Annotated in this window: 25 protein-coding genes and 7 tRNA genes; 11 read left to right on the top strand and 21 right to left on the bottom strand. The window is 62.7% G+C overall.

What is annotated here, in order from left to right; genetic code table 11:
- Nucleotides 1-11: 11 nt before the first annotated feature.
- The 7 genes from IU367_RS10125 to IU367_RS10095 form a co-directional block, all read right to left on the bottom strand.
- Nucleotides 12-88, bottom strand: a tRNA-Met gene (locus IU367_RS10125).
- Nucleotides 89-190: 102 nt separating this feature from the next.
- Nucleotides 191-267: transfer RNA gene (locus IU367_RS10120), tRNA-Met, on the bottom strand.
- 102 nt (nt 268-369) lie between these two features.
- Nucleotides 370-446 (bottom strand) — tRNA-Met (locus IU367_RS10115).
- A 102-nt stretch (nt 447-548) separates the two neighbouring features.
- Nucleotides 549-625, bottom strand: a tRNA-Met gene (locus tag IU367_RS10110).
- Between the two features lie 102 nt (nt 626-727).
- A tRNA-Met gene (locus IU367_RS10105) sits at nt 728-804 on the bottom strand.
- A 102-nt stretch (nt 805-906) separates the two neighbouring features.
- Nucleotides 907-983 (bottom strand) — tRNA-Met (locus IU367_RS10100).
- A 93-nt stretch (nt 984-1,076) separates the two neighbouring features.
- Nucleotides 1,077-1,153 (bottom strand) — tRNA-Met (locus tag IU367_RS10095).
- 196 nt (nt 1,154-1,349) lie between these two features.
- On the opposite strand from IU367_RS10095, the gene glgX reads away from it, so the two are divergent.
- Nucleotides 1,350-3,413, top strand: coding sequence for a glycogen debranching protein GlgX (glgX, locus tag IU367_RS10090; RefSeq protein ID WP_043557776.1), 2,064 nt, complete (start codon nt 1,350-1,352; stop codon nt 3,411-3,413).
- A 72-nt stretch (nt 3,414-3,485) separates the two neighbouring features.
- Here the strand turns inward: glgX and IU367_RS10085 are convergent, their stop codons facing one another.
- The 3 genes from IU367_RS10085 to IU367_RS10075 form a co-directional block, all read right to left on the bottom strand.
- A complete protein-coding gene (locus IU367_RS10085) occupies nt 3,486-4,205 on the bottom strand; it encodes a hypothetical protein (protein ID WP_098983978.1) in 720 nt (239 codons plus the stop codon).
- Between the two features lie 195 nt (nt 4,206-4,400).
- A complete protein-coding gene (locus tag IU367_RS10080; RefSeq protein WP_043141992.1) occupies nt 4,401-6,038 on the bottom strand; it encodes an ATP-dependent endonuclease in 1,638 nt (545 codons plus the stop codon).
- 262 nt (nt 6,039-6,300) lie between these two features.
- Nucleotides 6,301-7,179, bottom strand: a complete 879-nt coding sequence (locus IU367_RS10075; RefSeq protein ID WP_378040519.1) for a helix-turn-helix domain-containing protein — start codon at nt 7,177-7,179, stop codon at nt 6,301-6,303.
- Nucleotides 7,180-7,344: 165 nt separating this feature from the next.
- Here IU367_RS10075 and IU367_RS10070 point away from each other — a divergent pair, with 165 nt between their 5' ends.
- Nucleotides 7,345-8,262 (top strand): DMT family transporter, encoded by a 918-nt coding sequence (locus IU367_RS10070; RefSeq protein WP_241279148.1) that lies wholly within the window; start codon nt 7,345-7,347, stop codon nt 8,260-8,262.
- 60 nt (nt 8,263-8,322) lie between these two features.
- Nucleotides 8,323-9,195 (top strand): LysR family transcriptional regulator, encoded by an 873-nt coding sequence (locus IU367_RS10065; protein ID WP_098983976.1) that lies wholly within the window; start codon nt 8,323-8,325, stop codon nt 9,193-9,195.
- Nucleotides 9,196-9,344: 149 nt separating this feature from the next.
- Here the strand turns inward: IU367_RS10065 and IU367_RS10060 are convergent, their stop codons facing one another.
- Nucleotides 9,345-10,124 (bottom strand): TSUP family transporter, encoded by a 780-nt coding sequence (locus IU367_RS10060; protein WP_103470688.1) that lies wholly within the window; start codon nt 10,122-10,124, stop codon nt 9,345-9,347.
- Nucleotides 10,125-10,300: 176 nt separating this feature from the next.
- On the bottom strand, nt 10,301-11,068 hold the full coding sequence (locus IU367_RS10055) for a tRNA-uridine aminocarboxypropyltransferase (RefSeq protein WP_274454211.1): 768 nt from the start codon (nt 11,066-11,068) through the stop codon (nt 10,301-10,303).
- Nucleotides 11,069-11,233: 165 nt separating this feature from the next.
- On the opposite strand from IU367_RS10055, the gene IU367_RS10050 reads away from it, so the two are divergent.
- Nucleotides 11,234-11,647, top strand: a complete 414-nt coding sequence (locus IU367_RS10050; protein WP_241279144.1) for a VOC family protein — start codon at nt 11,234-11,236, stop codon at nt 11,645-11,647.
- Between the two features lie 62 nt (nt 11,648-11,709).
- On the opposite strand, the gene IU367_RS10045 is transcribed toward IU367_RS10050, so the two are convergent.
- Together IU367_RS10045 and IU367_RS10040 are read right to left on the bottom strand one after the other, a co-directional pair.
- Nucleotides 11,710-12,699: a D-alanine--D-alanine ligase gene (locus tag IU367_RS10045; RefSeq protein WP_274454210.1), complete on the bottom strand. Its 990-nt coding sequence runs from the start codon at nt 12,697-12,699 to the stop codon at nt 11,710-11,712.
- 191 nt (nt 12,700-12,890) lie between these two features.
- Entirely contained in the window at nt 12,891-13,499 is a 609-nt protein-coding gene (locus tag IU367_RS10040) for a 2OG-Fe(II) oxygenase (protein WP_274454209.1), read from the bottom strand.
- A 290-nt stretch (nt 13,500-13,789) separates the two neighbouring features.
- Here IU367_RS10040 and IU367_RS10035 point away from each other — a divergent pair, with 290 nt between their 5' ends.
- Nucleotides 13,790-14,266 carry a glutathione peroxidase gene (locus tag IU367_RS10035; protein WP_274454208.1) on the top strand — a complete coding sequence of 159 codons (477 nt, stop codon included), beginning with the start codon at nt 13,790-13,792 and terminating at the stop codon, nt 14,264-14,266.
- A gap of 217 nt (nt 14,267-14,483) precedes the next feature.
- Entirely contained in the window at nt 14,484-15,887 is a 1,404-nt protein-coding gene (locus IU367_RS10030; RefSeq protein ID WP_274454207.1) for a DEAD/DEAH box helicase, read from the top strand.
- Nucleotides 15,888-15,959: 72 nt separating this feature from the next.
- Here the strand turns inward: IU367_RS10030 and IU367_RS10025 are convergent, their stop codons facing one another.
- From IU367_RS10025 to IU367_RS10010, 4 genes are all read right to left on the bottom strand, one after another.
- Entirely contained in the window at nt 15,960-16,409 is a 450-nt protein-coding gene (locus tag IU367_RS10025; protein ID WP_274454206.1) for an acetyltransferase, read from the bottom strand.
- Nucleotides 16,410-16,444: 35 nt separating this feature from the next.
- On the bottom strand, nt 16,445-16,909 hold the full coding sequence (locus tag IU367_RS10020) for a GNAT family N-acetyltransferase (RefSeq protein ID WP_274454205.1): 465 nt from the start codon (nt 16,907-16,909) through the stop codon (nt 16,445-16,447).
- A gap of 46 nt (nt 16,910-16,955) precedes the next feature.
- Entirely contained in the window at nt 16,956-17,288 is a 333-nt protein-coding gene (locus IU367_RS10015) for a YnfA family protein (protein ID WP_065401711.1), read from the bottom strand.
- 134 nt (nt 17,289-17,422) lie between these two features.
- A complete protein-coding gene (locus tag IU367_RS10010) occupies nt 17,423-18,268 on the bottom strand; it encodes a DUF5718 family protein (protein WP_274454204.1) in 846 nt (281 codons plus the stop codon).
- 396 nt (nt 18,269-18,664) lie between these two features.
- Between IU367_RS10010 and cyaB the strand changes: the two genes are divergently transcribed.
- The 5 genes from cyaB to IU367_RS09985 all read left to right on the top strand — a co-directional run bounded on the left by cyaB (nt 18,665) and on the right by IU367_RS09985 (nt 22,119).
- Complete coding sequence (gene cyaB / locus IU367_RS10005; protein ID WP_274454203.1) at nt 18,665-19,240, top strand: class IV adenylate cyclase; 576 nt, start codon at nt 18,665-18,667, stop codon at nt 19,238-19,240.
- Nucleotides 19,237-19,629 carry an NUDIX hydrolase gene (locus IU367_RS10000; RefSeq protein WP_274454202.1) on the top strand — a complete coding sequence of 131 codons (393 nt, stop codon included), beginning with the start codon at nt 19,237-19,239 and terminating at the stop codon, nt 19,627-19,629. Before cyaB ends, IU367_RS10000 begins: the two co-directional genes overlap by 4 nt.
- Before the next feature lie 176 nt (nt 19,630-19,805).
- Nucleotides 19,806-20,312, top strand: coding sequence for a GNAT family N-acetyltransferase (locus tag IU367_RS09995; protein WP_043139144.1), 507 nt, complete (start codon nt 19,806-19,808; stop codon nt 20,310-20,312).
- Between the two features lie 239 nt (nt 20,313-20,551).
- Nucleotides 20,552-21,670, top strand: coding sequence for a glycerol dehydrogenase (locus IU367_RS09990; RefSeq protein ID WP_274454201.1), 1,119 nt, complete (start codon nt 20,552-20,554; stop codon nt 21,668-21,670).
- A gap of 116 nt (nt 21,671-21,786) precedes the next feature.
- On the top strand, nt 21,787-22,119 hold the full coding sequence (locus tag IU367_RS09985; protein WP_274454200.1) for an antibiotic biosynthesis monooxygenase family protein: 333 nt from the start codon (nt 21,787-21,789) through the stop codon (nt 22,117-22,119).
- A gap of 134 nt (nt 22,120-22,253) precedes the next feature.
- On the opposite strand, the gene pdxY is transcribed toward IU367_RS09985, so the two are convergent.
- The 3 genes from pdxY to IU367_RS09970 form a co-directional block, all read right to left on the bottom strand.
- On the bottom strand, nt 22,254-23,117 hold the full coding sequence (gene pdxY, locus IU367_RS09980; RefSeq protein ID WP_274454199.1) for a pyridoxal kinase PdxY: 864 nt from the start codon (nt 23,115-23,117) through the stop codon (nt 22,254-22,256).
- A 404-nt stretch (nt 23,118-23,521) separates the two neighbouring features.
- Nucleotides 23,522-24,277 carry a DUF429 domain-containing protein gene (locus IU367_RS09975; RefSeq protein WP_274454198.1) on the bottom strand — a complete coding sequence of 252 codons (756 nt, stop codon included), beginning with the start codon at nt 24,275-24,277 and terminating at the stop codon, nt 23,522-23,524.
- Between the two features lie 78 nt (nt 24,278-24,355).
- The gene (locus IU367_RS09970; RefSeq protein ID WP_043557757.1) at nt 24,356-24,919 is read right to left on the bottom strand and encodes a VC2662 family protein; all 564 of its coding nucleotides are present in this window, start codon (nt 24,917-24,919) and stop codon (nt 24,356-24,358) included.
- Between the last annotated feature and the right edge of the window lie 94 nt (nt 24,920-25,013).

Genomic DNA, 25,013 nt, shown 5'->3' with positions numbered 1-25,013 from the left:
CAGAAGAAAGTTGGTTGCGGGGGCCGGATTTGAACCGACGACCTTCGGGTTATGAGCCCGACGAGCTACCGAGCTGCTCCACCCCGCGTCCGAATTGTACTGCCTTTATCACCACACACTACCGAGCAGAAGTAGTGTGCTGTCTTTACGTTCACCGCTTGGCATCAGCCTCGCCATGAGCACAAATAGTTGGTTGCGGGGGCCAGATTTGAACTGACGACCTTCGGGTTATGAGCCCGACGAGCTACCGAGCTGCTCCACCCCGCGTCCGAATTGTACTGCCTTTATCACCACACACTACCGAGCAGAAGTAGTGTGCTGTCTTTACGTTCACCGCTTGGCATCAGCCTCGCCATGAGCACAAATAGTTGGTTGCGGGGGCCAGATTTGAACTGACGACCTTCGGGTTATGAGCCCGACGAGCTACCGAGCTGCTCCACCCCGCGTCCGAATTGTACTGCCTTTATCACCACACACTACCGAGCAGAAGTAGCGTGCTGTCTTTACGTTCACCGCTTGGCATCAGCCTCGCCATGAGCACAAATAGTTGGTTGCGGGGGCCAGATTTGAACTGACGACCTTCGGGTTATGAGCCCGACGAGCTACCGAGCTGCTCCACCCCGCGTCCGAATTGTACTGCCTTTATCACCACACACTACCGAGCAGAAGTAGCGTGCTGTCTTTACGTTCACCGCTTGGCATCAGCCTCGCCATGAGCACAAATAGTTGGTTGCGGGGGCCAGATTTGAACTGACGACCTTCGGGTTATGAGCCCGACGAGCTACCGAGCTGCTCCACCCCGCGTCCGAATTGCACTGCCTTTATCACCACACACTACCGAGCAGAAGTAGCGTGCTGTCTTTACGTTCACCGCTTGGCATCAGCCTAGCCATGATCACAAATAGTTGGTTGCGGGGGCCAGATTTGAACTGACGACCTTCGGGTTATGAGCCCGACGAGCTACCGAGCTGCTCCACCCCGCGTCCGTATTTTTTCCGAAGTGGCCGAGCAGTAGCCAGTTCGAATTCTCTTTATCTTCAATGCCTTAATTGGCGTTGTCGACTCGGAAACTCAGATGGTTGCGGGGGCCGGATTTGAACCGACGACCTTCGGGTTATGAGCCCGACGAGCTACCGAGCTGCTCCACCCCGCGTCTGAGGTCGCCAATAATAGGCGCCAGCGCTCAGATTGCAAGTAAATATCCTAAAAAAACTTCATTCGTAGGTTAAAGCGGCACAAATTGAAGGAATTTGCAACAGGGCGCTGTTTTTTCAGACAAGCAGGTTTGGGGCCAGCTTGGCGCACTACACTGAATTGGATTATCACTCCTCGTTTTGGGTAGGTTTATCATGCGCATATCCGCCGGTCATTGCCGTCAATTGGGGGCCACACCCGAGCACGACGGCGTCAACTTTGCCATCTGGGCCCGCCTGGCCAGTCGGGTCGAACTGCTGCTGTTCGCCAGTGCCGACGATACCACCCCTGAGGTGATCCCTTTGTCACCCCGTCTCAACCGCACCGCTTACTACTGGCACATCCATATAGAAGGCCTGCCACTGGGTCAGCGCTACGCCTATCGCATTCAGGGCCCCTGGCGCCCCTACTACGGCACCCGCTTCGATGCGGACAAGGTGCTGCTGGATCCCTATGGTCGCAGCATTGAGCTGGGGCCGACTTACGACCGCTGGGCCGCGGCCCGCCCCGGCAGCAACCTGGCTGTGTGTGCCAAGAACCGGGTGGTGGATACCCGCGACTACGACTGGGAAGGGGACAAGCTGCCCGCCCACTCCCTCTCCCGCTCGGTGATCTACGAGCTGCATCTGGGGGGATTTACCAAGTCGCCGAGCTCAGGGGTGGATCCCGCCCTGCGCGGCACCTATCTTGGCCTCATCGACAAGATCCCCTACCTGCAATCCCTCGGCGTCACCGCCGTCGAGCTGCTGCCGGTGTTCCAGTTCGATCCCCAGGATGCCCCCAAGGGGCTCTCCAACTACTGGGGTTACAGCCCCATGTCGTTTTTTGCCCCCCACGCCCAATATGCCAGCGGTCCCGATCCGCTCACCGAATTTCGCGACATGGTCAAGGCGCTGCACAGAGCCAACATCGAGGTGATCCTGGACGTGGTCTACAACCACACCGCCGAGGGGGGCGATGATGGCCCCACCTTCTCGTTTCGCGGCATAGACAACGAGGCCTACTACATACTCGACAGCAACCAGAAGGACACCAACTACTCGGGCTGCGGCAACACCTTCAACGGCGCCCATCCGGTGGTGCTGCGCATGATCATGGACAGCCTCCACTTCTGGCGCCAGGAGATGCACGTGGACGGCTTTCGATTCGATCTGGCCGCCATACTGTCGCGGGACGAGTCCGGCATGCCCCAGGCCAATGCACCTACCCTGCGCACCATAGACACGGATCCCCGCATCGCCGACATCAAGCTCATCGCCGAGGCCTGGGATGCCGGGGGCCTCTATCAGGTGGGCAGCCTGGCCGGCGCGCGCTGGCGTGAATGGAACGGCCAGTTCAGGGACGATGTGCGCCACTTCTTGCGCGGGGATGACAACGCCGTCGCCACCTTCGTGGAGCGACTGTGCGGCAGCCCGGACATCTACCACTATCACCACGCCGATCCGGAGAAGAGCATCAACTTCGTCACCTGCCACGACGGCTTCACCCTGTGGGACTGGGCCAGCCATGATCACAAGCACAACGAGGCCAACGGTGAAGAGAACCGGGACGGCTGCGATCACAACTTCAGCTGGAACCATGGCCAGGAGGGGCCGACCGAGGATCCCCAGATCAATGCCCTGCGGGTGCGTCAGGCCAAGAACATGATGGTGGCGACCCTGCTGTCGGTGGGATCTCCTATGCTGCTGATGGGGGACGAGGTGCTGCGTACCCAGCACGGCAACAACAACGGCTACTGCCAGGACAACGAGACCTGCTGGATGAACTGGCAACCCAGCGTCATGGGGCAGGAGATGTTCCGCTTCATGAAGGAGCTGATCCAGTATCGCAAGCACCTGTTCCAGCGACCCGAGCAGGAGAGCATGCCGCTGTCGCTGACCGAGATCCTGCGTCACAGCGAGATCTGCTGGCACGGGGTCAATGCCGCCCAGCCGGACTTCAGCCCCCACTCCCACGCCATCGCCATGTCGGCCCTCTCCAGCGAAACCAAACTGGCGCTCTATGTGCTGTTCAACGCCTACTGGGAGCCACTCACCTTCAACCTGCCGAGCCCGCCCAAGGGGGTCGGTGGCTACTGGCGCCGGATCCTGGATACCGCCCTGCCCTCACCCCATGACATCTGCACCTTCGGCATGCCGCTGGAGGGGCTGACCCGGGAATACCTGGCCCAGCCACGCAGCAGTTGCCTCTTTATCTGCGGGGCCGACGACTTCTACTAGGCCCGGGTTGCGGCCAGCAAAAAGCCCCCCTGAACGACTCAGGGGGGCTTTTTTCATTCATGCGAGGAGCGATCAGGCCAGCTGGTGCAGCACGCTGGTCGCCGCTATCTGGGCGATGATGAGGCCGCACAGGGCGGTGGAGACCACCACGGGCGCCGTCTCCCGCTGTTGATAGATGGGGCTGAACCAGAGCAGCAGGGCCGCAATCAGCAAGCTGGCCTGGGTCAGCACGCCGGGGATCAGGGCATCCAGCGCAGCGCCACTGCCCTGCCAGCCCACCAGCACCGCCAGCCAGAGCAGGCTCAGGATGGCAGCCACCAGCCCGGCCACCGGCAGCAACAGGTTGAAGGCCTGCAGGCGGTGACGCGCCCGCAGCAGCATCAGGTGCGCGAAGGCCGCCCCCAGCAAGGTCATCTGCAGCAGGCCGCTCAGCCAGCCCTGGATTTGCAGCAAGCCGACGCCATAGACCAGCAGCGGCATGGCAGGCAGCCAGAGCAGGGTGGACGGGATGGCGCGCTTGCCCTCCAGCCGGGACTGGGCCAGCGACAGCACTATCCCCAGGATCAGGGCGGCCCCCCCGCTCCAGATCAACCAGCTCGCCACCCTGGCCTCCACCGCCAGCATCAGGGAGAGGCCGGTGATCACCCAGATGGAGAAGAGCTGGGCCGTGATCCGCGAGCGCTGGCCCGGGCAGATGTCACCGCGCCACAGCACTATGCCGAGGGCGATGAGCGCCCCCAGCGCCATCAATCCGGTCAGGGGAAAGAGCCAAAAAGGGAGTTGGACGAACATGACGCCTCCAGCAGCAAGGATTCGGGATGCGCCTATGGGGCGCCAAGAAGGGGCCGAGTATACCCAAACCGACTCCCAACCCCAATCCCTGCCTCCGGCGAGGGAGTGGGTGGCCGGCGCCCCGTCAGCCTGCCGGGACAACAGGGGCGATTCCCCTGGCCTGCATTCTCCTGCGCCAGGGGACAGACGGGCGGATCAGCCCTGACCGCGCGCCAGCGCCACCACCTTGGCAAACATCTGGCGGATCACCGGCGGAATGTGCTCGCCGCCGAGGCGCTCCGCCTCCTCCACCACCGCCAGCGCCATGCCCGGCTTGCTGCGGTGATGAATCGCCTTGTTGATGATGCGCCCGGCATTGAGGGTCGAGCGGCCACCGACGCCGGCCTCGCGCCTGAACACCGCCTCGAAGCCATTGTGATAGAGGTAGTGCTCTATGTCCGCCGCCGGCAGCTGGGTCAACCGATCCCGCTCCCGCTCCCCCTTGAGCAACGCCCGGGCCGAGGTGGCGTATTTGATCCCCGCCTCGTCGCCATCGGTGAGCAGATGCCACTCTATGCCAAAGTCGCGCGCCACCTTGATGAGGGGCGACTGGCCGCACTGGGCGAACTCTATGATACGCACCCCTTCCGCCCGCAGGCTGTAACCGCAGATCTGGGCCAGCTCGGAGAGCAGCCAGATCTCTGTCTCCCCCTCCACCAGCAACCAGCAGCGGGCAAACATCGACATGGGGCGGTTGATGCGCACGTGAAAGGCAATCTTGCGCAAGTCATCGCTGCTGTAACGCTCGCCACCGAGCTGATGGCAGACGATGTCCTGCTGGCGACGCACCAGACGGCGCACCTGATTCAGGGGCAGGGAGGAGAGCAAGTCTCCCGAGTTGGTGGTGAGCAATTTCTGGCCAGGCAATTGTTCGAGCAGGCCCCAGGCCAGAGCCAGCATGGTGGGGTGCAGACGACTCTCGGGATCTTCCAGGATCATGATGGGGCGCGCGCCCTGCTCCAGCTCGCGGTTGCCACGGGCGTTGAGCAGGGTGGCTGCCATGCCCGCCATCGCCAGCTGCAGCGCCCGGTTGTCGGCATTGCGCAGCAGTGCCTGCAGATTGCCGGGGTTGCGCAGCGTCATGGGGCGATTGACTATGTCCCGCTGGCTGCGGGGCTTATTCTTGATGGGGGCAAGGGCATTGAAGTAGTGATCCATCAGCTGGCGCACCGCCTGCAATGCCTCTTTGAGCTCGGGCTCGCCGATGCGCTGGGGCTCGTCGATCAGCTTGTTGGCCAGCTGGCTCAGCCGGTTCTGCGACAGATCGCTCCACTTAAGCACCTCCACCCCGCTGCGGGCGGTGCGGGCATCCCGCAGCCGGAATACCGGGTTCATGGTGATCAGCAGGCAGACCAGTTCATGGGCATTGTCGATGGGCAGGCTCTTGCCGATGCCGTCGAGAAAGTCATGGGTGGTGGTCACGGAGCCGTCGGCCTCCAGCTCGGCGCTGGCGCGATAGTGGATGCGGTGGAATTTGTCTTTGTGCTTGACCCAGGAGGCGCCCAGCCGGGCCAGACGATGGGAGTGCAGGCACATCTGGGGTCTGTGCTCACTGAAGGTGAGCACCAGTTGCAGATTGCGGGCGGGTGCGAGTTCGGGGTCTTCCGGCTGGTGAAAATCGTCGGCCTCGAACTGATAGGGTTCGGCATCCTGCCCCAACAGGCACCAGAGGGCGCGCAGCAGACTGGACTTGCCCCAGGCGTTCTCACCGATGAGAACCGTGGTGTTATCCAGCCCGAGCGAGAGGCGATTTATCCCGCGAAAACCTTTGACTTCAATGCGTTCCAGAAACATGCGGCCATATCCAGTCCATCCTGATGGCGCAATAGTGGCAAAGTTGCCGGAAAAATCCTATCGGGTCGTGTCGATTTTCAGCGGGAACTGTGAGGCACTACGGGTTCGGGAGGGGTGGGAATACAGGTGCGATCTTGGGGGGCATTCCAGTGGCTGAACCACAGGTGGCGGGTACGGGTCTGACGTTTGCGATAATTCAATGGGCATTCCTTTCAATGGGTAAGTGGTAGATGGTACACCTGTTTTACCCAGAGTCTCAGCGTTATCTGTGACGATAGGATGACAATTGCGCGCGCCACTGGCCCGGCGTGAGGCCAAATGCCTCGCGAAAACGGTTGCCAAAGTGGGCCTGGGAAGAGAATCCGCACAAGATGGCGATGCTGGCCAGGGGCTCGGGGCCCGCCAGCAGCTGCTTGGCCCGTTTGAGGCGCAGCCCCTGCAGGTAGCGATGGGGCGGACACCCCAGACTCTGGCCGAACATGCGGGCGAAGTGGTATTCGCTCAGACCCGCCTCCTGCGCCAGCTGGGCCAGGGTGACGGGCTCGGCCAGATGGGCCAGCAGGTACTCCTGCACCCGCCGGATCACCCCGGGTGCCAGGCCGCCACGCACCTCGGGCAGACTCGGCGCCTCCCGGGTGTGGTGGCGGTAGGCGTGCAGCATCAGCATCCAGGCGCCGTGGGAGAGCGCCATGCGATCGACGCCGTGCTGCCACTCCAGCTTCATCAGCTGGGCCTGCACCAGTGCCGCCGCCTGCGGGTCATCGATGAAGGTCTTGTCTTCCAGCAGCAGATGGCGCCCCTCCTTGTCGCAGGCCTGTTCGGCGATGCGGGTGAGGTGGGCCGGAGTAAAATAGAGGTGGAAGAAGCGAAACTCTTCGCGCACCAGCCACTCGGATCTGTGGTGATCCGGCATGATGCACACCTTGCCGGTACCGCCATGACCGCCGGGGCCATCGAGGCGCTCGGTCTGCTCGCCCCCCTGCAGATAGACGCTCAGGGTATGGTGGCCCGGCTTGTGGTAGCGGGTCTGATCGTAGCGGTTGCGCCAGCTGGCCACCCCAAGGCCGGGCTCCAGCCAGCAGGAGTCTTCCAGCCGCGCCCCCGTGCTGACCAGTGCATCGAATACCCCTGCCCCTCTCATCTGCTGCACCCTTTATGCCCCGCCCTTCATGCTTGGTGGCCATCTTACCGCGCCGCTGGACCAAACGCTGCGGCCCTGCGGAAAAAACCGCAAGATGGTGCAAGCCAGTCGCTCCGGCCCGCGCCATGCTGATCCTCATGCCCTCTTCACGCCACCGGATCCCTCATGAACCTACTGCTCTACCTTGCCACCGTCCTTATCTGGGGCAGCACCTGGATCGCCATCGCCTGGCAGCTCGGCCCCATTCCCATCGAGGTCTCAGTGCTCTATCGCTTCCTGCTGGCGGCGCTGGCGCTGTTTGCCCTGCTCACCGTCAGCGGCCGTTTCCCGCGTCTGCCCTGGGCGGGCCAGCGCTACGCGGCCCTGCTCGGTGCCCTGCTCTTTTCCACCAACTTCCTCTGCTTCTATCACGCCACCCTCTATATTCCGAGTGGCCTGTCGGCGGTGATCTTCGCCAGTGCCAGCATCTTCAACGGTCTCAATCTCTGGCTGTTCGAGGGCAAACGCCCCAACCTGCGCTGGCTGCAAGGATCCTTGCTGGGGCTGCTTGGCACCCTGTTGCTGTTCTGGCCCGTGCTGGCGGATGCGCAACTGGGTGCAAACGGCTGGAAGGGGTTGCTGCTGGCCTGTGGCGGAACCCTTTGCTTCTCGCTCGGCAATCTGGTCTCTGCCCGTGGCCAGCGCCACGGCTATCACGTGCTGCAACTGGTGCCCTGGGGCATGGTGTACGGGGTCGTGCTGTTGCTGGGCTGGGTCACCCTGCTAGGCCAGTCCCTCACCATACCGACCGACGGTCACTATCTGGCGGCCATGGTCTATCTCGCCCTGTTCGGCTCTGTCATCGCCTTCACCGCCTACCTCACACTGGTGGGCCGGATTGGTGCCAGCAAGGCCTCCTACGCCACTGTGCTGTTTCCCCTGGTGGCCCTCAGCCTCTCCACCCTGTATGAGGGATTCGTCTGGCAGACTGTCTCTGTGGTGGGGGTGGTGATCAGCCTGCTCGGCAACCTGGTGATCTTCGCCCCGCCCGTGCGGGATTGGCGCTGGTGGCCAGCCAAGGCAGCGAACGACACTTGCTCCTGAGGCCGTCAGCCCCTAAGGTAGCGCCATTCGATCTGCGTGATGGCAACACTAGGGGGCAGGATGTTACTGGAAGGGCTGGAGACACTCAGTCTGCTGGCAAGCGAAGGCACCATGGCCAAGGTGGCCAGTCGCCTCTACATCAGCCAGTCGGCGGTGAGCAAGCGCATTGCCCAGCTGGAGCAGCGCCTCGGCAAGAAGTTGATCGAGCCGGATGGCCGCCAGATCCGGCTCACCCCGCAGGCGCAGGAGCTGCTCGACCGGGTGGCCCCGAGCCTCGCCGAGATGAAGGGGGTGCTGGCCGACAGCCAGACCCTCACCGATCTGACTCCCCTGCCCGTCGCCTGCTCCGAAACCCTGTTGGCGGGCTACCTCGCCCGCTTCATGCACGACTACCTCGGCCGCGATCCTCATATTGCCCTCTCTACCCATCACACCCCGGTGATCCTGGCGCGGGTGCGCAGTGGCGACGCCCTGCTCGGCATCTGTGCCGGACGCCTGCCTCCCGGCCATGGCCTGGGAGCCGAGCTGCTGCTGGAGGAGCCTTTCTATCTGGTGGGAAACGATCAGGATGAGGGGGTGCCGGCAGATCAGCGGCCGTTCGAGCAGGGGCACAGGCGCAAGATCCTGACCATGGATCTGGATAACCCCTCCAACCGCTACCTGCGTGAACCCCTGGCGCAATTGGGCATGGTGCCCGCCATGGAGCTGGACTCCTATCTGGCATTGATCGAACTGGCCAAGGCGGGCATAGGGCCGGTGCTGCTGCCGGCCGGTCTGCTGGCACTGGTGGGGGAACAGGGAGAGAAGGCGCGTCCCTTGCCCGGGCTCGCCCGCCCGCTGCACCTGGTCTACCGGCCAAACAGCCTCAAGCGCGCACGGATTGCCCATCTGGTGCAGGCCCTGCAGGCCCATTTCCGCCCGCTGACCGTGTGAGCGCCACAAAGCAACAGGGCCCGATCCAGCGGATCGGGCCCTGTTGGCTGACTCATGCCACGAAGCGGCCGTTACACCAGCCAGGCAAACAGCTCGGGATACTGGCTCCAGGCCAGAATGCTGCAACAGACATCAGCAGGTGACATCACCTAGCCGACCCAGGCAAACAGCTCGGGATACTGGCTCCACACCAGCTTGGCCGACATCAGCAGGGAGACGGTCACCAGCAGCGGCTTGATGAGCTTGACCCCTTTCTTCAACACCAGCTTGGAGCCGACACGGGCGCCGATAAACTGGCCCAGCGCCATGCAGAAACCGACGCTCCACACCACCTTGCCACCGAGGGCGAAGAACAGCAGGGAAGCGATGTTGGAGGTCAAGTTGAGCAACTTGGTGTGGGCCGTGGCCCGCGCCATGCCAAAGCCCGCCAGGGCCACGAAGCCGATGGCAAAGAACGACCCCGTGCCCGGCCCGAAGAAACCGTCATAAAAACCCACACCGCCGCCCACCAGCAAGGCGAACAGCATGGGGGTGAGACGGCGCTGGCTCTCGGCATCGCTCACCCGGGGGGAGAAGTAGAAGTAGCAGGCAAAGGCGACCAGCAGGAAGGGCAGCAGTCGCTCCAGGATGGCGGCGTCTATGGTCTGCACCGCCAGGGTGCCGATGGCGGCGCCGATGAAGGTGCAGATCACCGCGGGCCAGATCATGGCCCACTCCAGCAGCCCCTTGCGGGCATAGAACCAGGTGGCGGAGAAGGAGCCGAAACTGCTCTGCAGCTTGTTGGTGCCGAGCACCAGGGCCGGCGGCATGCCGGTAGCCAGCAGGGCCGGCACCGTCAGGAGGCCGCCGCCGCCGGCGATGGCGTCGATAAAGCCGGCGATGAGCGCCACCCCGAACAGGGCGACAAGCGTGTACAGTTCCAATTCCATCCCTAGACCTCGTGTGATTGTGGTGCCCGCCGCACCCGCGCCGGGAACCTGAATGAGTCAAGCTGGTCGCTATCCTAGCGGGCTCTCGCTCATGAGGCTAACGAAACGATGGCAGCCAATTGATTCCTGATTTTCATCAGTATTGTTGGTCTCTTCTCGTCAGTCCCTTTCCTCCATTAGGCGGCGCTATCGGCCAACGCCTCAGCGAGTATGTCTTCCTTTATCGCCGCCAGCGCCTGTTGCAGTTGCACTTCATCCTCACCGGGCGCCCGGCTTACACGACCGGCCATGTAGCGGCGGCTGAACAGATTGAACCAGAGCTGCAACGCCTGGCCTGCCTGCAGCTCGCCGGCCACCTCCAGCACGCAGGCCGCCACTTCGGCGGTACAGAGGTGCTCGTCGCAGTTGGCGACCCGCATGCCATAGGTGGAGAGCGCATCCGGCTTGACCGCCAGCACGGGGAAGCCATCCAGATAGGGGCTCATGTTGAACATCTTGCGCGCCTCGGGCCAGGTGCCGTCCAGCAGAATGAAGAGCGGCTTCTTGCCGGGGGCGAGCGTGACCCGTTCGGTCACCCGCGCCGGGTTTTTCTCGCAGGCGGGAAACACCACATAGGGCTGCCAGGCGGGATCGGCCAGCAGTGCCAACAACTCGGGGTGGGGCTGGGTGCGCTTCCAGAGGAAGGCCCAGGTGGTATCCGGCAAGACGTCAGCGATCAGTCGACCCGTGTTGGAGGGTTTCATGGGTTCGCTGTCATACATCAGCAGGCAGAAGCCGGCCTCGGCCTTGAGCTCGGGGCGCCATTCGCAGGCGCACCAGTCGCGGCGCAGCTGGCACGCCTCGCAGCGTGGCACTGTGCCACCACGGGCGAGAAAAGGACGGGTGGAGATGCTCTTGCGCCATACGCGCAGGCGATTGACGGCGTGATCTGGGATTGGCTTCATGGGGCGCGGCTCTGGCGGTGCACGTTGCGGGAAAAAAGGGGGCAGATTGTAACGAGCCGTCCGCCGCGCAGCAAGGCCCCCCATCCGGGGCAAGCCGGGGCACCACGCCTCTCTATACTTGGTCGTCAACCCATGCACCCACGCATGGGACACAGGAGGACGACGATGGCAGAACAAGACATTGCCCGCGAGCACGCCCTGGCCGAAGGCACTACCTTCACCTGGCACGAGCTCTATCTCCCCGACGCCGAGGCCGGGATCCGTTTCTACACTGAGGTGCTCGGCTGGGAGAGCCAGACCATGGCGATGGAAGGCGGCAACTACCCCATGCTGGTTGCCAATGGCAGGCCAATCGCCGGCGTGCAGGCCACCCGGGGCAATCCCGAGATGGCCGGCGTACCGCCCCACTGGGCAACCTATATCGCAGTGGATGACGTGGATGCCAGGGTGCTCAGGGTCAATCAGCACGGTGGCACCCTGGTGGTGCCCGCCATGAATATCCCGGGGGTCGGGCGCATGGCCCTGATTGCGGATCCACAAGGGGCGCACATCTGGCTGTTCACCCCTGAATCCATGTGACATCGCCAACCACAACAACGACAGAGGGGCCCGCGGGCCCCTCTGTTGTTTTCGGCAAACCGTCAGGCGGGCTTGCGCAGGATCTGCTCGAGGTAGCGGGCAAAGCTGTGGCCGTGATGCTCCAGCAGTTTCGGGAACATGGAGATGGAGGTCATGCCGGGGAAGGTATTGATCTCGTTCAGCAGGATATCGCCCTCTTCGGTCAGGAAGAAGTCAATGCGCGACAGGTGGGTCAGTTTGAGCTGACGGAACGCCTTGAGGGCATACTCGTGGATCGCATCGGCCTGCGCCTGGGTCAGGCCTTCGGCCTTGAGGCTGGTCGCCGTGTGGCTGGCGCTGCTGTACTTCTCTTCATAGGTGTAGAACTTGTCCTGCGGCACGCAGATCTCGCCAGGATAGGTGGCAATCAGCTCGTCACCGTACTGGTAGACAGCCACTTCCAGCTCGCGGGGCTTGACCGCTTTTTCGATCAACACCTGCTCAGAGTAACCGAAGGCATCCTTGATCCCCTGCACCAGGTCGGCTTCGTTGCTGGCGGAGTAGCAGCCCACGGAGGAGCCCTGGGAGGCGGCCTTGATGAAGACCTTGCCCCACTTGGCCAGGGCGGCTTTTGCCTCGGTCAGGGCGGCGTCGTTCTGTTCGGTCAGGAACAGATAGGGGGTGTTGGGAATGCCGATGGCGGAGAGCCACAGCTTGGTGCTGATCTTGTTGAAGCAGATCTTGCTCGCCTCGGCATCGCAACCGAGATAAGGCAGGCCCGCCAGCTCGAGGAAGGATTGCAGATCGCCGGTCTCACCCGGGTAGCCGTGGATGCAGGGCACCACGTAGTCCACCGGACGGGCCACGCTGTCAAACGAGAGCAGCTTGTCCAGCCCCAGCTTGCACTCGCGGCCGTCGGCAGAGAGCCAGCGATCGGCGAACATCTCGACCCGGGTCACTTCGACGCCGGGCAGGAAACCGAGTTGTTGCTCGAGGAAATTGGCGCTGCGCAGAGAGACTTCGTGTTCTGAGCCACCGCCGCCGCACAGCAGCAAGACATGCATGTTCTTCATTAGATGTGATCCCTTGGGAAAAGCGGCCTCGTCATGACCATCTGATAATCCAACCGTACTGAAAAACCGGACGAAGCCAAGTGCGGGCCAGTGTAGCAAGGGAAATCAAGCCTTGTCAGCCGATGGGAGCCCCATCCGCCGACAACAGCCTGAAAAATTCCTGCCTGTGTCAGAAATTGGACGAAAAGGCGTCAGCGGGGCGGATCCAGCCGTCCCACGCCGTTGCCATTGACCCTAAACCAGCCGGCTATGCTGTAACGCTCCCGATTGGCGGGCAGCACCTCGTGGGGAAACTCCTCCGACAGGAACAATACCAGCCGTCCCCCCTTGGGAGAGACATCCATCAGCAACTGCTCGTCGTTGTCGTAGACCCTGAGCACACCGCCCGCCTCCGGTTGCCAGTCGTTGTTGAGATAGAAGACAGAGGTGAGACGGCGGTTGGAACGACCGGCGAAGGCATCGCGGTGGGTGGCATAGAAGTCCCCGCTGCGATAGCGGGCAAAATGCGCCTCGTAGTCGAACAGCCCCAGCATCAGCAGGCGGTTGGCGACGAGGCGCAGGGATTCCATGCGGGCCAGATAGGCGGCCACAGGCGCGCCAAGATCGGGCTCCAGCCAGTGGATCTGATCACGGCGAATGTCGGGGTTGCCCTGATGCAGCGCGGCGCGTCCGATCCCGGCCGGTTGCCACTCCCCTGGCAGACAGGCTTTCAGCTCATCCACCTCGGCGGCAGTTAAAAAATCATCCACTATCACCCATCCCCGGGTGTAAATGGCATCCATGACGGCTTGATAGTCCAAGAGTGACTCACAATAAGTGGAGAGAGGGCGCTTTTTAGCGACTTCCCGGCCTGGGCACAAACCAGATTGCTTCTCCTGAGAAGTCCCACCATCAATACGCTATTCCGCCACAGAAGGCGCCCTTTATCGTACCGGCCTGGTCACCCTGTGATCCGGCTCCCCAAAAGGTGGGGCATGTCGCACGAGAGCCATGGCGCAAACGGGGCACATGCCCCTTGCCCCCGACGCCCTGGCCCGTTAACGTGCATGATAACCGCCCTGAATGGGCCCCATCCTCCCAGGAGTGCACCATGCCTTTGCCCGACCTCACCCTGCAACACCTAGATGGTTCCGAACTCTCGCTCACCGCCCTGCAAGGCCAGGTCATCCTGGTGGTCAACGTGGCCAGCCGCTGCGGTTTTACCCCCCAATACACGGGGCTGGAGGCGCTCTACCAGCAACTGGGGCCCAAAGGGCTGGTGATCCTCGGCTTTCCCTGCGATCAATTCGGCCATCAGGAGCCGGGGGATGCGGACGAGATAGCCCGCTTCTGCTCGCTGGATTACCCTGTGAGCTTCCCCATCATGGCCAAGTGCGAGGTCAACGGCGAGCACGCCCACCCCTTCTATCGCTGGCTGAAACAGCAAAAACCCGGGCTGCTGGGGCTGGAAAACGTCAAATGGAACTTCACCAAGTTCCTCATCAACCGCGACGGCGAGGTGGTGGATCGTTTCGCCCCCCAGACCAAGCCAGAGAGCCTGATGGACGAGATAAGCGCCCTGCTCTGAGCCTCGCCAGGGAACCAGACTCGCACCGCGGCCCGGGCAAGCGACACGGCTGCTGCGTGCAGGTCGCACATCTGCTATATTACGCCCCCATTATCTTTTCTATGTTGTGGCTGGCTGCCAAGGTGGCCCGCCGCACCTTATGTTGTGACAGAGCAGGCGTCAGCGCATGTCTGTCACGCGTTGAGCCCAAGGCTCACCTCAGGAGTCTCTCTCGAACATGTCATTTAACGAACTGGGTCTGTCACCGCATATTCTGCGGGCCGTCAAGGAATTGGGTTACGAACAGCCAACCCCCATCCAGCAGCAAGCCATTCCGGCCGTGCTGGCAGGTCAGGATGTGCTGGGCGGCGCCCAGACAGGCACAGGCAAAACGGCCGGTTTCACCCTGCCCATGTTGCACCGTCTGCTGGCCAACCATGGCCGTGGTGGCCGTCGTCAGGTACGCGCCCTGGTATTGACCCCGACCCGTGAGCTGGCCGCCCAGGTGGGCGAAAGCATCATCAAGTACGCCCATCACTTGCCGTTTCGCACCCTGATCGCCTACGGCGGCGTCAGCATCAAGCCCAACCTGGACGCCATCAAGCTCGGCGTCGACATCCTGGTCGCGACCCCGGGCCGGCTGCTGGATCTGCTGACCCAGCGCGCCCTCACCCTGACCGAGCTGGAAGTGCTGGTGCTGGATGAGGCGGATCGCATGCTGGACATGGGCTTCATCACCGACATTCGCCGCATCATGAAGGCGCTGCCGGAAGAGCGGCAGACCCTGCTGTTCTCTGCCACCTTCTCCAACGAGATCAAGGAGCTGGCCGACGATCTGCTGAAGAGCCCGACCCTGATCGAGGTAAGCCCGAGCAACAGCACGGCCGAGCAGGTCAATCAGCGCATCATCAAGGTCGACCGCGAGCGCAAGCGCGAGCTGCTCTCCCACATGATCGGCCGCAATAACTGGCAACGGGTGCTGGTGTTCGTGCGCACCAAGCAGATCGCCGACCGCCTCGCCCACCAGATGGAAAAAGACGGCCTCAATACCGTCGCCATCCACGGTGACAAGAGCCAGGGTGCCCGCAACCGGGCGCTGGCGGATTTTCGGGAAGGCAAGGTACGGGTGCTGGTCGCCACCGACATCGCCGCCCGTGGTCTCGATATCGATCAGCTGCCCCATGTGATCAACTTCGAGCTGCCCCAGGTGGCCGAGGATTATATCCACCGCATCGGCCGTACCGGCCGTGCCGGTCGTGGCGGCGAAGCCATCTCCCTGGTGAGCCAGGATGAACAGGATCAGCTCAAGGCCATCGAGGCCCTGATCGGCCTCAGCATACCGAGCGAGATCCTGGCAGGCTACGAGCCGAGCGGCAAACCGACTCGCCAGACCCTGCCGGGCAGCAAGCCGGTACAAAACCCGCCGCGGGATCGCGGCCATGCCAACGCCAAGCACAATGCCAAGGCGCCTGCCAAGGGCAAAGGCAAGCCGGGAGCCGGCAAGCCCAAAGCCGATGGCAGCAAGCAACCGGCGCCGGCGCGCCAGAAGGATCGCGGTGGCGTGGACGCAGGGCTCACCCCGATGCGCCGCCTGCCCCGGGCCCAGCGCGACAGCTATCAGGACAACTCCAACGAGGAGTAAGGCCAGCCATGAGCTGCCCGCACTGAAAAACAAAAAACCGCCTTTCGGCGGTTTTTTTATTGGCGGGATAGATCACACCGTTTCGACACGCGCCAACACCATATGCAGCAGTGGATAGGGTTTGCCCTGGCGATCCAGCGGCGAGCGCCCCGTCACGACGAAGCCCATGCGCTGGTAGAAGCCAAGCGCCTGCCCATTCTGCTCGTTGACGTCCACCCGGGTCGCGCCTTGGCGGCTGATGGCATGGGCCACCAGCTGGCGGCCAACACCGCAGCCTCTCGCCTCGGGGGCGATAAACAGCATCTCGATATTGCCATCGAGCACGCCGCAAAAACCGACGATGCCAGCGGCCTCATCCCTGGCACAGACCAGATCGACGGCGGCGAAATAGTGCTCCAGGATCAGCGGCTTGAGGGCATCTATCTCCGCCTCTGGCAGAAAATGATGAGTGGCACGCACCGAGGCTTCCCAGAGGGCGATCAGGCTTGGATAATCCTGCGTCTTTGCTTGTTCAATCTTCATGCTCTGACTCTTGTTGGCTGGGGTGGATAGTCTCATCAAAGAGGCTCGGCTGTGCCTTTGGCATCCGCTTGCTTGATGACGAATCCCTTCTCGATGCCGGCCTTGAAACCCAGCTTCTCATACAGGCAGTGGGCCGCCTCGCGCCCTTCCCCCGACAACAGCATCACCTTGTAGCAATCCTGCTGCCAGGCGAGGGCCAGCGCCTGCTCGAGCACTTGCTGGCTCAGCCCCTGGCGCCGAAAGCGGGCCGCCGTGATCACATGCTCTATGATGCCAAAGGGCCGGCCACCATTGGTGAGCGTGGGGATCACCCCCAGCTGGCAGGTGGCGGCAAGCTGACCCTCCACCTCGGCGACGATAAGCCGCACATGGGATTGGGCCAGCAAGGCGGCAAGAGCCGCCTCGGCTTCAACCAGCGGCGGATCATGGCGCCTCAGCTCCCGATAAAGGGTCAGCAAACCGGCTATGTCTTGTTCATTGCACGCTCTGATCACCACCATGGCACTCCTCCTGATCTGATTGCCGACACGGCTTCACCCACGGACCCTAAGCGGGCCTTGGCGCAAACATGATGATGGCCATGCCGAGCAGGGCCACCAGCGAACCCACCAGATCCCACAGCGTGGGCCTGATACCGTCCACCAGCCAGAGCCAGAGGATGGCCACGAAGATATAGACGCCACCATAGGCGGCATAGACGCGGCCAGCGGCGGTCGGATGCAGTGAAAGCAGCCAGGCAAACAGCACCAGACTCAAGCCCGCGGGCAGCAGCAACCAGATGCTCCGGCCCTGTGTCAGCCAGAGATAGGGCAGATAACAACCGACGATTTCGGCCACCGCCGTGATCAGAAACAGTCCTATCGTTTTGAGTTCCACCATGATACGCCTCTATCCCCCCGTTAAACGGGCTGAATGTTAAAGCAAATCATCGCGTTATGTAAGCGCAGCAGGAGGGCGCCGAGTGGCGGGAGGACCCGGCTTCCCCCGCGGGTACAGGGGAAGCCTGGGTGGCATCAGCGGGTCTTGACCGCCTGCAGCAGGACAGACAGATCCGGCCTGAACTGGCGGGTGCGAATGGCTTCACGGATGTCACTGTCGCTATAACGGCTGGCCGGATAGACCAGCACGCAGGACGTATCACCGGGCTTGAGGAAGTGGGTCTCGCCAAAATGGGTATAACGGGTGGCCCCTATGCTGATGAGCGCATGGGACGGGTAGCCAGCCTGGGCCAGCAGCCCCTGGATATGCTCCGCCGGGCCCTCGTCCTGCTGATGGTTGAACTTGTCGATGGCCCAGTCCAGCAGTTGTCGATGAAAATAGCTGTAATCGACGGCGGCGCTGTCTACCCCGTAAGCATGCAGCTCGCCGTCACGCTCCAGGTAACAAGCGATGCGATAGTCATCGAGCTCACAGCCGGCTGCAAAATGGGACAGTGGCAGCAGAGTGGCCGCCAGCCCCTTGCTCTCTTCCCCCCAGTTCTTCTTCTCGCTGATCTTCTTGGCATTGGGACGACGGATGGAACAGTCGTTGTAGGCCCCAAAGGCGCGGGGATGGATGGCCACCACCTGGGTGCCTGCGTATTCCAGCTCGCACCAGAGCGCCACTTCCGGCTCGATCTGCACCTTCTCGTCACCGCTGACCGCCGCCTCTGGCAGGAAGATCGCCTTCTCGCTCAGGGGGAAGACACCGAGCTGTCCCGGATGACTCGGCACATAGAAGGGGAACAGCGCCTTGGGGGCGCTGGTGTCACGCACCACCACAGCCACGAAATCCGAGGCCTCTCCCGCCTGCTCCAGATGACCGGCGAAGTTGCCCGCCACCCCGAGTCCGATAAATTTGCTCTCTGCTGTCACTTGCATCTGATCACCTGCATCTTGCCAAAGCGGGGGCAGCCGACCCACCAGACGGGATCCGCTACCGCGAAAGTGGCAAGGATTAAACCACAGGGACCCGCCCCCGCCCAGCCCGGGCGCCCCATCCTGTGCGCCAGCCCGAACTTTTCGGCATCCGCCGGCGCGTCTGTGGGCAGAGGCTCACGGCCAGTTAACGGCCCCCTTGCCTCACGCAAACAAGGTCATGGATCAAGAATAAATGCACCCAGCTGATCAAGCTGAGCGCAGGGAGAGGATCCACTGAGAGCAAATGCAGCGAGAAACAGATCGTTTCCACAGAGTGCACGGCTGCCCCTTGGGCCTGCCGGTCAACTTTGCTAGGCTGCCTGCCATGCAAAACAGCACACTCAAGGATGCCTGCCGATGTCATCACAACACTTTCAGGGCCGCTTCGAGGTCGAGTTCAAGTACCGGCTGAGCGATGTCGATGCCTTCACCATCGCCCTCGCCGCCCTCAACCCCGAGGTGATGCTGGAAGACAACCAGGAACAGGACAGCTACTTCGACACGCCAGAACATAACCTGGCCGCAGAGGGCAAGAGCCTGGTGATCCGCACCATGCAGCCTTCCGGCATCCAGCTCTGGATAGTGAAGGGACCCGAAGCCGATCGCTGCGAGGCCGTCAACATCACGGACACCGACAAGGCGGCCAGCATGTTGCGCACCCTGGGCTACCGGCAGGTACTGGCCATCAGCAAGCGGCGCAGCATCTACTTTGTCGGCCCCTTCCATGTCACCCGGGATCATCTCGAGGGGATCGGCGATTTTGCCGAGCTGGCCATCATGACCGACGATGAAGCCCTGTTGCCCGGTTATCGCCAGCAGTTGCAGGATTTGGCCACACGGCTCGGCCTCTCCTCAGCGCAACTCGAAACCCGCTCCTATCGCACCCTGTGCGAGCAAAACCTCACCCTCAACTCAGAGATAGTGCCTTCATGATCGACAAACTCGCCTGGCTGACCTTCAAGGATCGGCAACTGCTCTGCGCCCGCTCCCACGGCAAGGCCATCTACTACATTCCCGGCGGCAAACGCGAGGCGGGAGAAAGCGATGAAGCGGCCTTGGTTCGGGAAATTGAGGAGGAGCTGAGCGTGCCCCTGCAAGCCGACACCTTGCGCCTTGCCTGCGAATTCAGCGCCCAGGCCGATGGCAAACCCGAAGGCGTGCAGGTCCGCTTGCGCTGTTACACCGGCGAGGCCAACGGTACGCCTGTCGCCTCGGCCGAGATCGCCGAGCTGCGCTGGCTGGACAGCCGCCATCTGGCCGAGATCTCCCCCGTCTCCCGCCTGCTGTTTGCCTGGCTGGCAGAGCAGCGTCTCATCCGCTGAGGCATAGCGCAGCGGTGCAAGCGTGATCCGGCGCAACCAACGGGAGCCTTCGGCTTGAAATCGGCGTCAGAAACGGCGAGTCTAACCCGTCATGCGGCAAAACACGGATTCCTTATCTCTGTTTGCCGCACAGCGGCGCAGCCCGCTGTCGTGACCACGTTTGACAAGGACTCTCGATGGACATAGTTGAGGTTGATACCACCCTGGGCATCAAGCCTGCGCTCATCACCCTGCTGCAAGACAGCGTGGCCAGCGGCGCCTCCGTGGGATTTTTGCCGCCGCTGACGGAAGAGCAGGGGCTGGGATACTGGCAAGGGATAGAGACGGAGTTGGCGGCAGGCAACCGCCGGCTCTGGGTCGCCTTCGAGCAGCATCAGCTGGTCGGCGCCCTGCAACTGGCGCTCTGTACCAAGGCCAACGGCCGCCACCGGGCCGAGGTGGAGAAACTGATGGTACACAGTCACGCCCGTGGCAAGGGGGTCGGCCGCGCTCTGATGGCGGCCATGGAGCAGGGGGCCAGTGACGCCGGGCGTACCCTGCTGGTGCTCGATACCCGGGTCGGCGACGTGGCATCCAGCCTCTATCGCCAGCTGGGCTATCAGGAGGCAGGCCAGATCCCGGGCTTTGCCCGCAGTGCCGACGGCACCCTGGCGGCTACCCTCTTCTTCTACAAGCAGCTCTGAGTTTCCCCTGCAAAGATGACCTTGCGCCCGGCTTCCAGAGCGGGCGCATGCCGGCCATCGGCACCTCGCAGCCCGCATCTCTTGACCCCAGATAAACCATCCAACAGGCTATTTGATTAATTTAATCGAGGGATGAACCCCACTCTCCCTTCACCTGATGGCGGACCAGGCGTATGGTGTGGCAGGAAGACCCGTTTGCATACCAACCGGGTGCCACTCACTGCCTTGAGGAATCCTGCATGCCTATCCTGCCTCGTACCGTCACCTCCCCCAAAAAGTTCATCATCGGCCACGACCTTCTGCCCCAACTCCATGATCATGTGAAAGATTTTGGCGACAACGCCCTGCTCGTCAGCGACGAGTTCATCCTGGAGCGGGTGCGTGAAGAGGCGCTGGCCGGCCTGCTGCAAGCGGGCCTGAAGGGGGCGGTCGAGAAGTTCAACTACGAGTGTACCGACATCGAGATCCGCCGCCTTCTGGATATCGCCGAACAGCAGGGCGCCAACGTGATCGTCGGGATCGGCGGCGGCAAGACCCTGGACGTGGCCAAGGCGGTTGCCTTCTACCTGCGCCGCCCCGTGGTGCTGTTCCCCACCATAGCCTCCACCGATGCCCCCTGTACCGCGCTGGCGGTCATTTACAACCAGGCGGGCGAGTTCGAGCGTTATCTGTTCCTGCCCCAGAACCCGGACGTGGTGATCGCCGACACCGCCATCATAGCCGCAGCCCCCGCCCGCTTCTTCGCCGCCGGCGTGGGGGATGCGCTGGCCACCTATTTCGAGGCCCGCGCCTGCTATCGGGCCGATGGCATCAATCTGGTGGGCAAGCGCCCCTCCCGCACCGGGCTTGGTCTGGCCCGGCTCTGCTATGAGCTGCTGGGGGAGAACATCGACATGGCGATGGACGCGGTGCGCCATCACGTCACCACACCGGCGCTGGAGCAGATCATCGAGGCCACCATCTACCTGAGCGGGGTCGGCGCCGAGGCCGGTGGTCTGGCGGCGGCCCATGCGGTCAACAACGGCATGTCTGTGGTGCCCGACCTGCACAGGGCCCAGCACGGAGAGAAGGTGGTGTTCGGCCTGCTGACCCAGCTGGTGCTGGAGCGCGCCCCCCAGGCCGAGCTCGACGAGGTGATGCGCATCATCCATGTCGCCGGTCTGCCCATGACGCTGCAGGAGATGGGGCTGACCCGCTTTGTCGAGAGCGAGTGGCGCAAGGTGGCAGCGCTTGCCTGCGATCCCCTCGATACCATGGGCAACATGCCCATGGCCGTGAACGAGCAGGATGTCTACGGCGCTATGATCGCGGCCAACGCCATGGCAGAGCGCTATCGGGCCCGCCATCCCCACCATTGATCAAGGATAAAACGCACCCTTGATCAACAACGACAAGGCCAGCCGTACGGCTGGCCTTGTCTATTGCGTCCCGAACTGCTGGAATGCCCCTTTCCCTCTCAGGACAAGGAGTCACCATGATATTGGAAGTCGCTCATCTGCAGGTCATCCCGGGCCAGGCTGCCGCCTTCGAGCAGGCCTTTGGCCAAGCCCAGGCCATCATCAGCGCCATGCCGGGTTACGCCGGGCACCAGTTGCAGCACTCGCTGACCAATCCCCACAGCTATCTGCTGCTGGTCAGCTGGCAGCGGCTCGAAGATCACACCCAGGGCTTTCGCGGCTCGGTCCAGTACCAGCAGTGGAAGGCGCTGCTGCATCACTTCTACGACCCTTTCCCCACGGTGGAACACTATCAGGCGGTGGCACAGTGCCAGGGGACCGGACCAAGACAGGGCGTCGGGATCTCGTAGCAAACAGCCAGGGCCGGCGGGTCACCATCCATCCCCCGCAGCGCCTGGCACTGACATGACCAGCTGGCCCAGGCGTGATCACTGGCTGGAACATTATGATGATCACGTAGCCCTGTTCACACAGAAAGTCCGCATCAGGCCAGCCGTTCGGCGCGCGCGCTGATCACGGGCTCGGCAAATGCCCCCTGCGCCGTGATCAGCTGCAACTCGTAAGCCTGCGCCTGCCAGGTGTGCAGCAGCACAGTGTCCACAGCCGCATTGGTGCGCTCAAACGCCGTCACGGCATCAAAGCCCGCCTGCAGGTTGGCCAGCATCAGGGCACTGATGAGATCCCCCACCCCCACCGGCTGACGGGCAAATTCGTAGAGCGGACGGGCGATCAGGTAATCCCCATCCGGGGTAGCCAAGAGCATCTCGAAGCGACCCGGCTCGCGAGCGGCGCGACCCAGATGCTTGACCAGCACCATCTTCACTCCCCGGGCCAGCAACTGATGCGCCGCGGCGCGGGTCTGGGCCAGATCCGCCAGGTGGGTATCACACAGTGTTTCCAGCTCCAGCAGGTTGGGGGCCATGATGTCGGCCGCCGGCAACGCCTGCTCGGTGAGAAAACGGGTCACCCCGGGGGCAACTATGCACCCCTTCTCCGGGTGGCCCATGACGGGATCACAGAAATAGATGGCGTCAGGATTGGCCGCCTTGACCGCAGCCACCACGGTCAGGATCTCGTCCCCCTGCTCGGCCGAGCCCAGATAGCCGCTCAGCACGGCATCGCACCGGCCCAGTACTTCTATATCCCCCAACCCCTTGCACAGGGCGCTGATGTGACCGGCGGGCATCGCCATCCCCTGCCAGCCTGCCGCGTACTGGGTGTGGTTGGAGAACTGCACCGTGTTGACGGGCCACACCTCCATGCCGAGACGGCGCATGGGAAACACGGCGGCGCTGTTACCGGCACAGCCAAACACCACGTGGGACTGGATAGAGAGAATGCGTTTCATCGACATCACCGCAGAGAAGAGTCAGGGGAAAGGCGCAATATATCGGATGAAGATATTGAACTTCCACTTTTGTGCAGCACAAACCCGTATTTGGTCTTAAAAACTGCCGATCTAAGCTCCATTTGCCAGACCTGCCTCTTTAGCCACCATCGCCCCTACTTTCCTGCCTTGCCAGATGTTGATTGGATGAGGGGTCGCGACTCCTGCTTCATGAGGTGGTTTCAGCTTCTTGTTTGATGGCATATGAGCACAATAAGGCAGCACATGGTGAGGCAAATGCTGAAGGTGAAGAAAATGGGAGCCCGCTGGGCAATCAGTCGATATCAGCGCCCGCCAGCAAGGCATGGCGGGCGCAAAATGGGAAGAGGGCGAGATCCGCTGGAACCATCAGATCCGCCTTCTGCTCAAGGGCGCGCGAAGTGGTAGACCCAACCCTCGTCCAAAGCCATCTCGGCGGGTGGCGGCACCAGTGCCGGCAGCAGAGAGACACCCCCTTTGGCAGCGTATTGCAATGCCATCAGGGCGCAGATGGCGGCATCGTAGCGATCCGTACCCGCCGTCACATCGGCCGGCAGATGGGGGTGCAGCTCGGCCCTGACCGCAGACGCCTTGCCACCCACCTTGGCCAGGGCGGGATAGACCTCCAGCACGGCGCGATCGGCCTCTGGCTGCAGCCTGGGTACCAGTTGCAAGTCCGCCAGCCGGGGCAGCATGGCGAGCGCCAGGGTGGCGTTGTTGCCGAGCCGGTCGAAGGTGGCCGAGAGCGGCTTCTTGCCATATTGCCGGTGCAGCCAGCGCTCGCAGTCGCGATAGGCATAAGGGTTGTCTATCTCCCGCTGGGGCACGACGCACTCGGTTCCCCTCCCCGCCAGCAGATCGCCCAGGGCGCGTGGAAACGCCAGCGGCGCATCGATGCCCAGCGCCAGTTGCGGGCAAGCCAGCACCTGCATCAGGTTCATCTCGTCCTGCAACGCCGGGCGCAGCAGGGCATCCAGATCCGGCGCCACCCGCGAACTCAGCCGGAACAGGGGCGACACCCCAAACCAGTGCAGGCGCTGCTCGCGCGCCTGCCAGCCCACCACGGCCACCGCCTGGGCATTGCCCTGCCAGCCTCTCACATCCCAGCCGATACCGATGGCATCCATGTGTTCCATTGTCATGCCCGTGTCACCTCTGCGCGCTATCAATGGAGCACAGGGTAATGGCTGCGTCCCCTAAAGCAAGGCCGGGAGCGCGCCTTAGAAGGATTTCTTGAAATTGATCAGCGGCAGTATGGGGAAAATGCCGTTCTCGGCGTAGTTGGCAAGGCCTATCTGCAACCCGTCCAGATGCTTGGTGGCGTTGATGAAACCCAGCTGGAAGGTGGTGCGCTCGGCATAGTTGACGAAGCCGACGTTGGCCAGGGCATTGCCCTTGGCGATGTTGACGGCACCCCAGTTCAGGCCCTGCACATTGTTGGTCAGGTTGACGAAGCCAAGGTTGATCCCCTTGTCCTGTCCCTCATGCCAGTTGACGGCGTTGATGGCCACCCCGTTGAACTGGTGGCGCACCCGTCCGGCGCCGAGGAAGACGCCAAGCTGCAGGCCGCTGAACTGATCCACGTCGGAGAGGGCCAGAATGGGCAGATCTATTCCCTTCACCTGACCGGTACGGCCATAGAGAAAGGAGGCTCTGGCGCCTTCGACCTGATGGGAAGCGGGCAGATTGACGCCGGGCAGCGAGACCTGAATGGGTGTGCTGGCATGGGCGACACCACCCAAGGCAAGGGATCCGCAGGCAAGCAGCAGGTGGGCAGGTTTCATCGGGGTTTTCCTTAACAATCAGGGAGGGAGGCCAGCCTATCAGCACTCGCGTGCGGGAACGAGGCCGGGCAGGCGCTGCTGCGTCATCCCCCGT

Origin of the sequence: Aeromonas bestiarum (assembly GCF_028751155.1) — a bacterium.
In the GTDB taxonomy this organism is placed as follows: domain Bacteria; phylum Pseudomonadota; class Gammaproteobacteria; order Enterobacterales; family Aeromonadaceae; genus Aeromonas; species Aeromonas bestiarum.
Note: the sequence above shows the minus strand (reverse complement) of the source record. Positions and strands in the feature narration are given on the sequence as shown.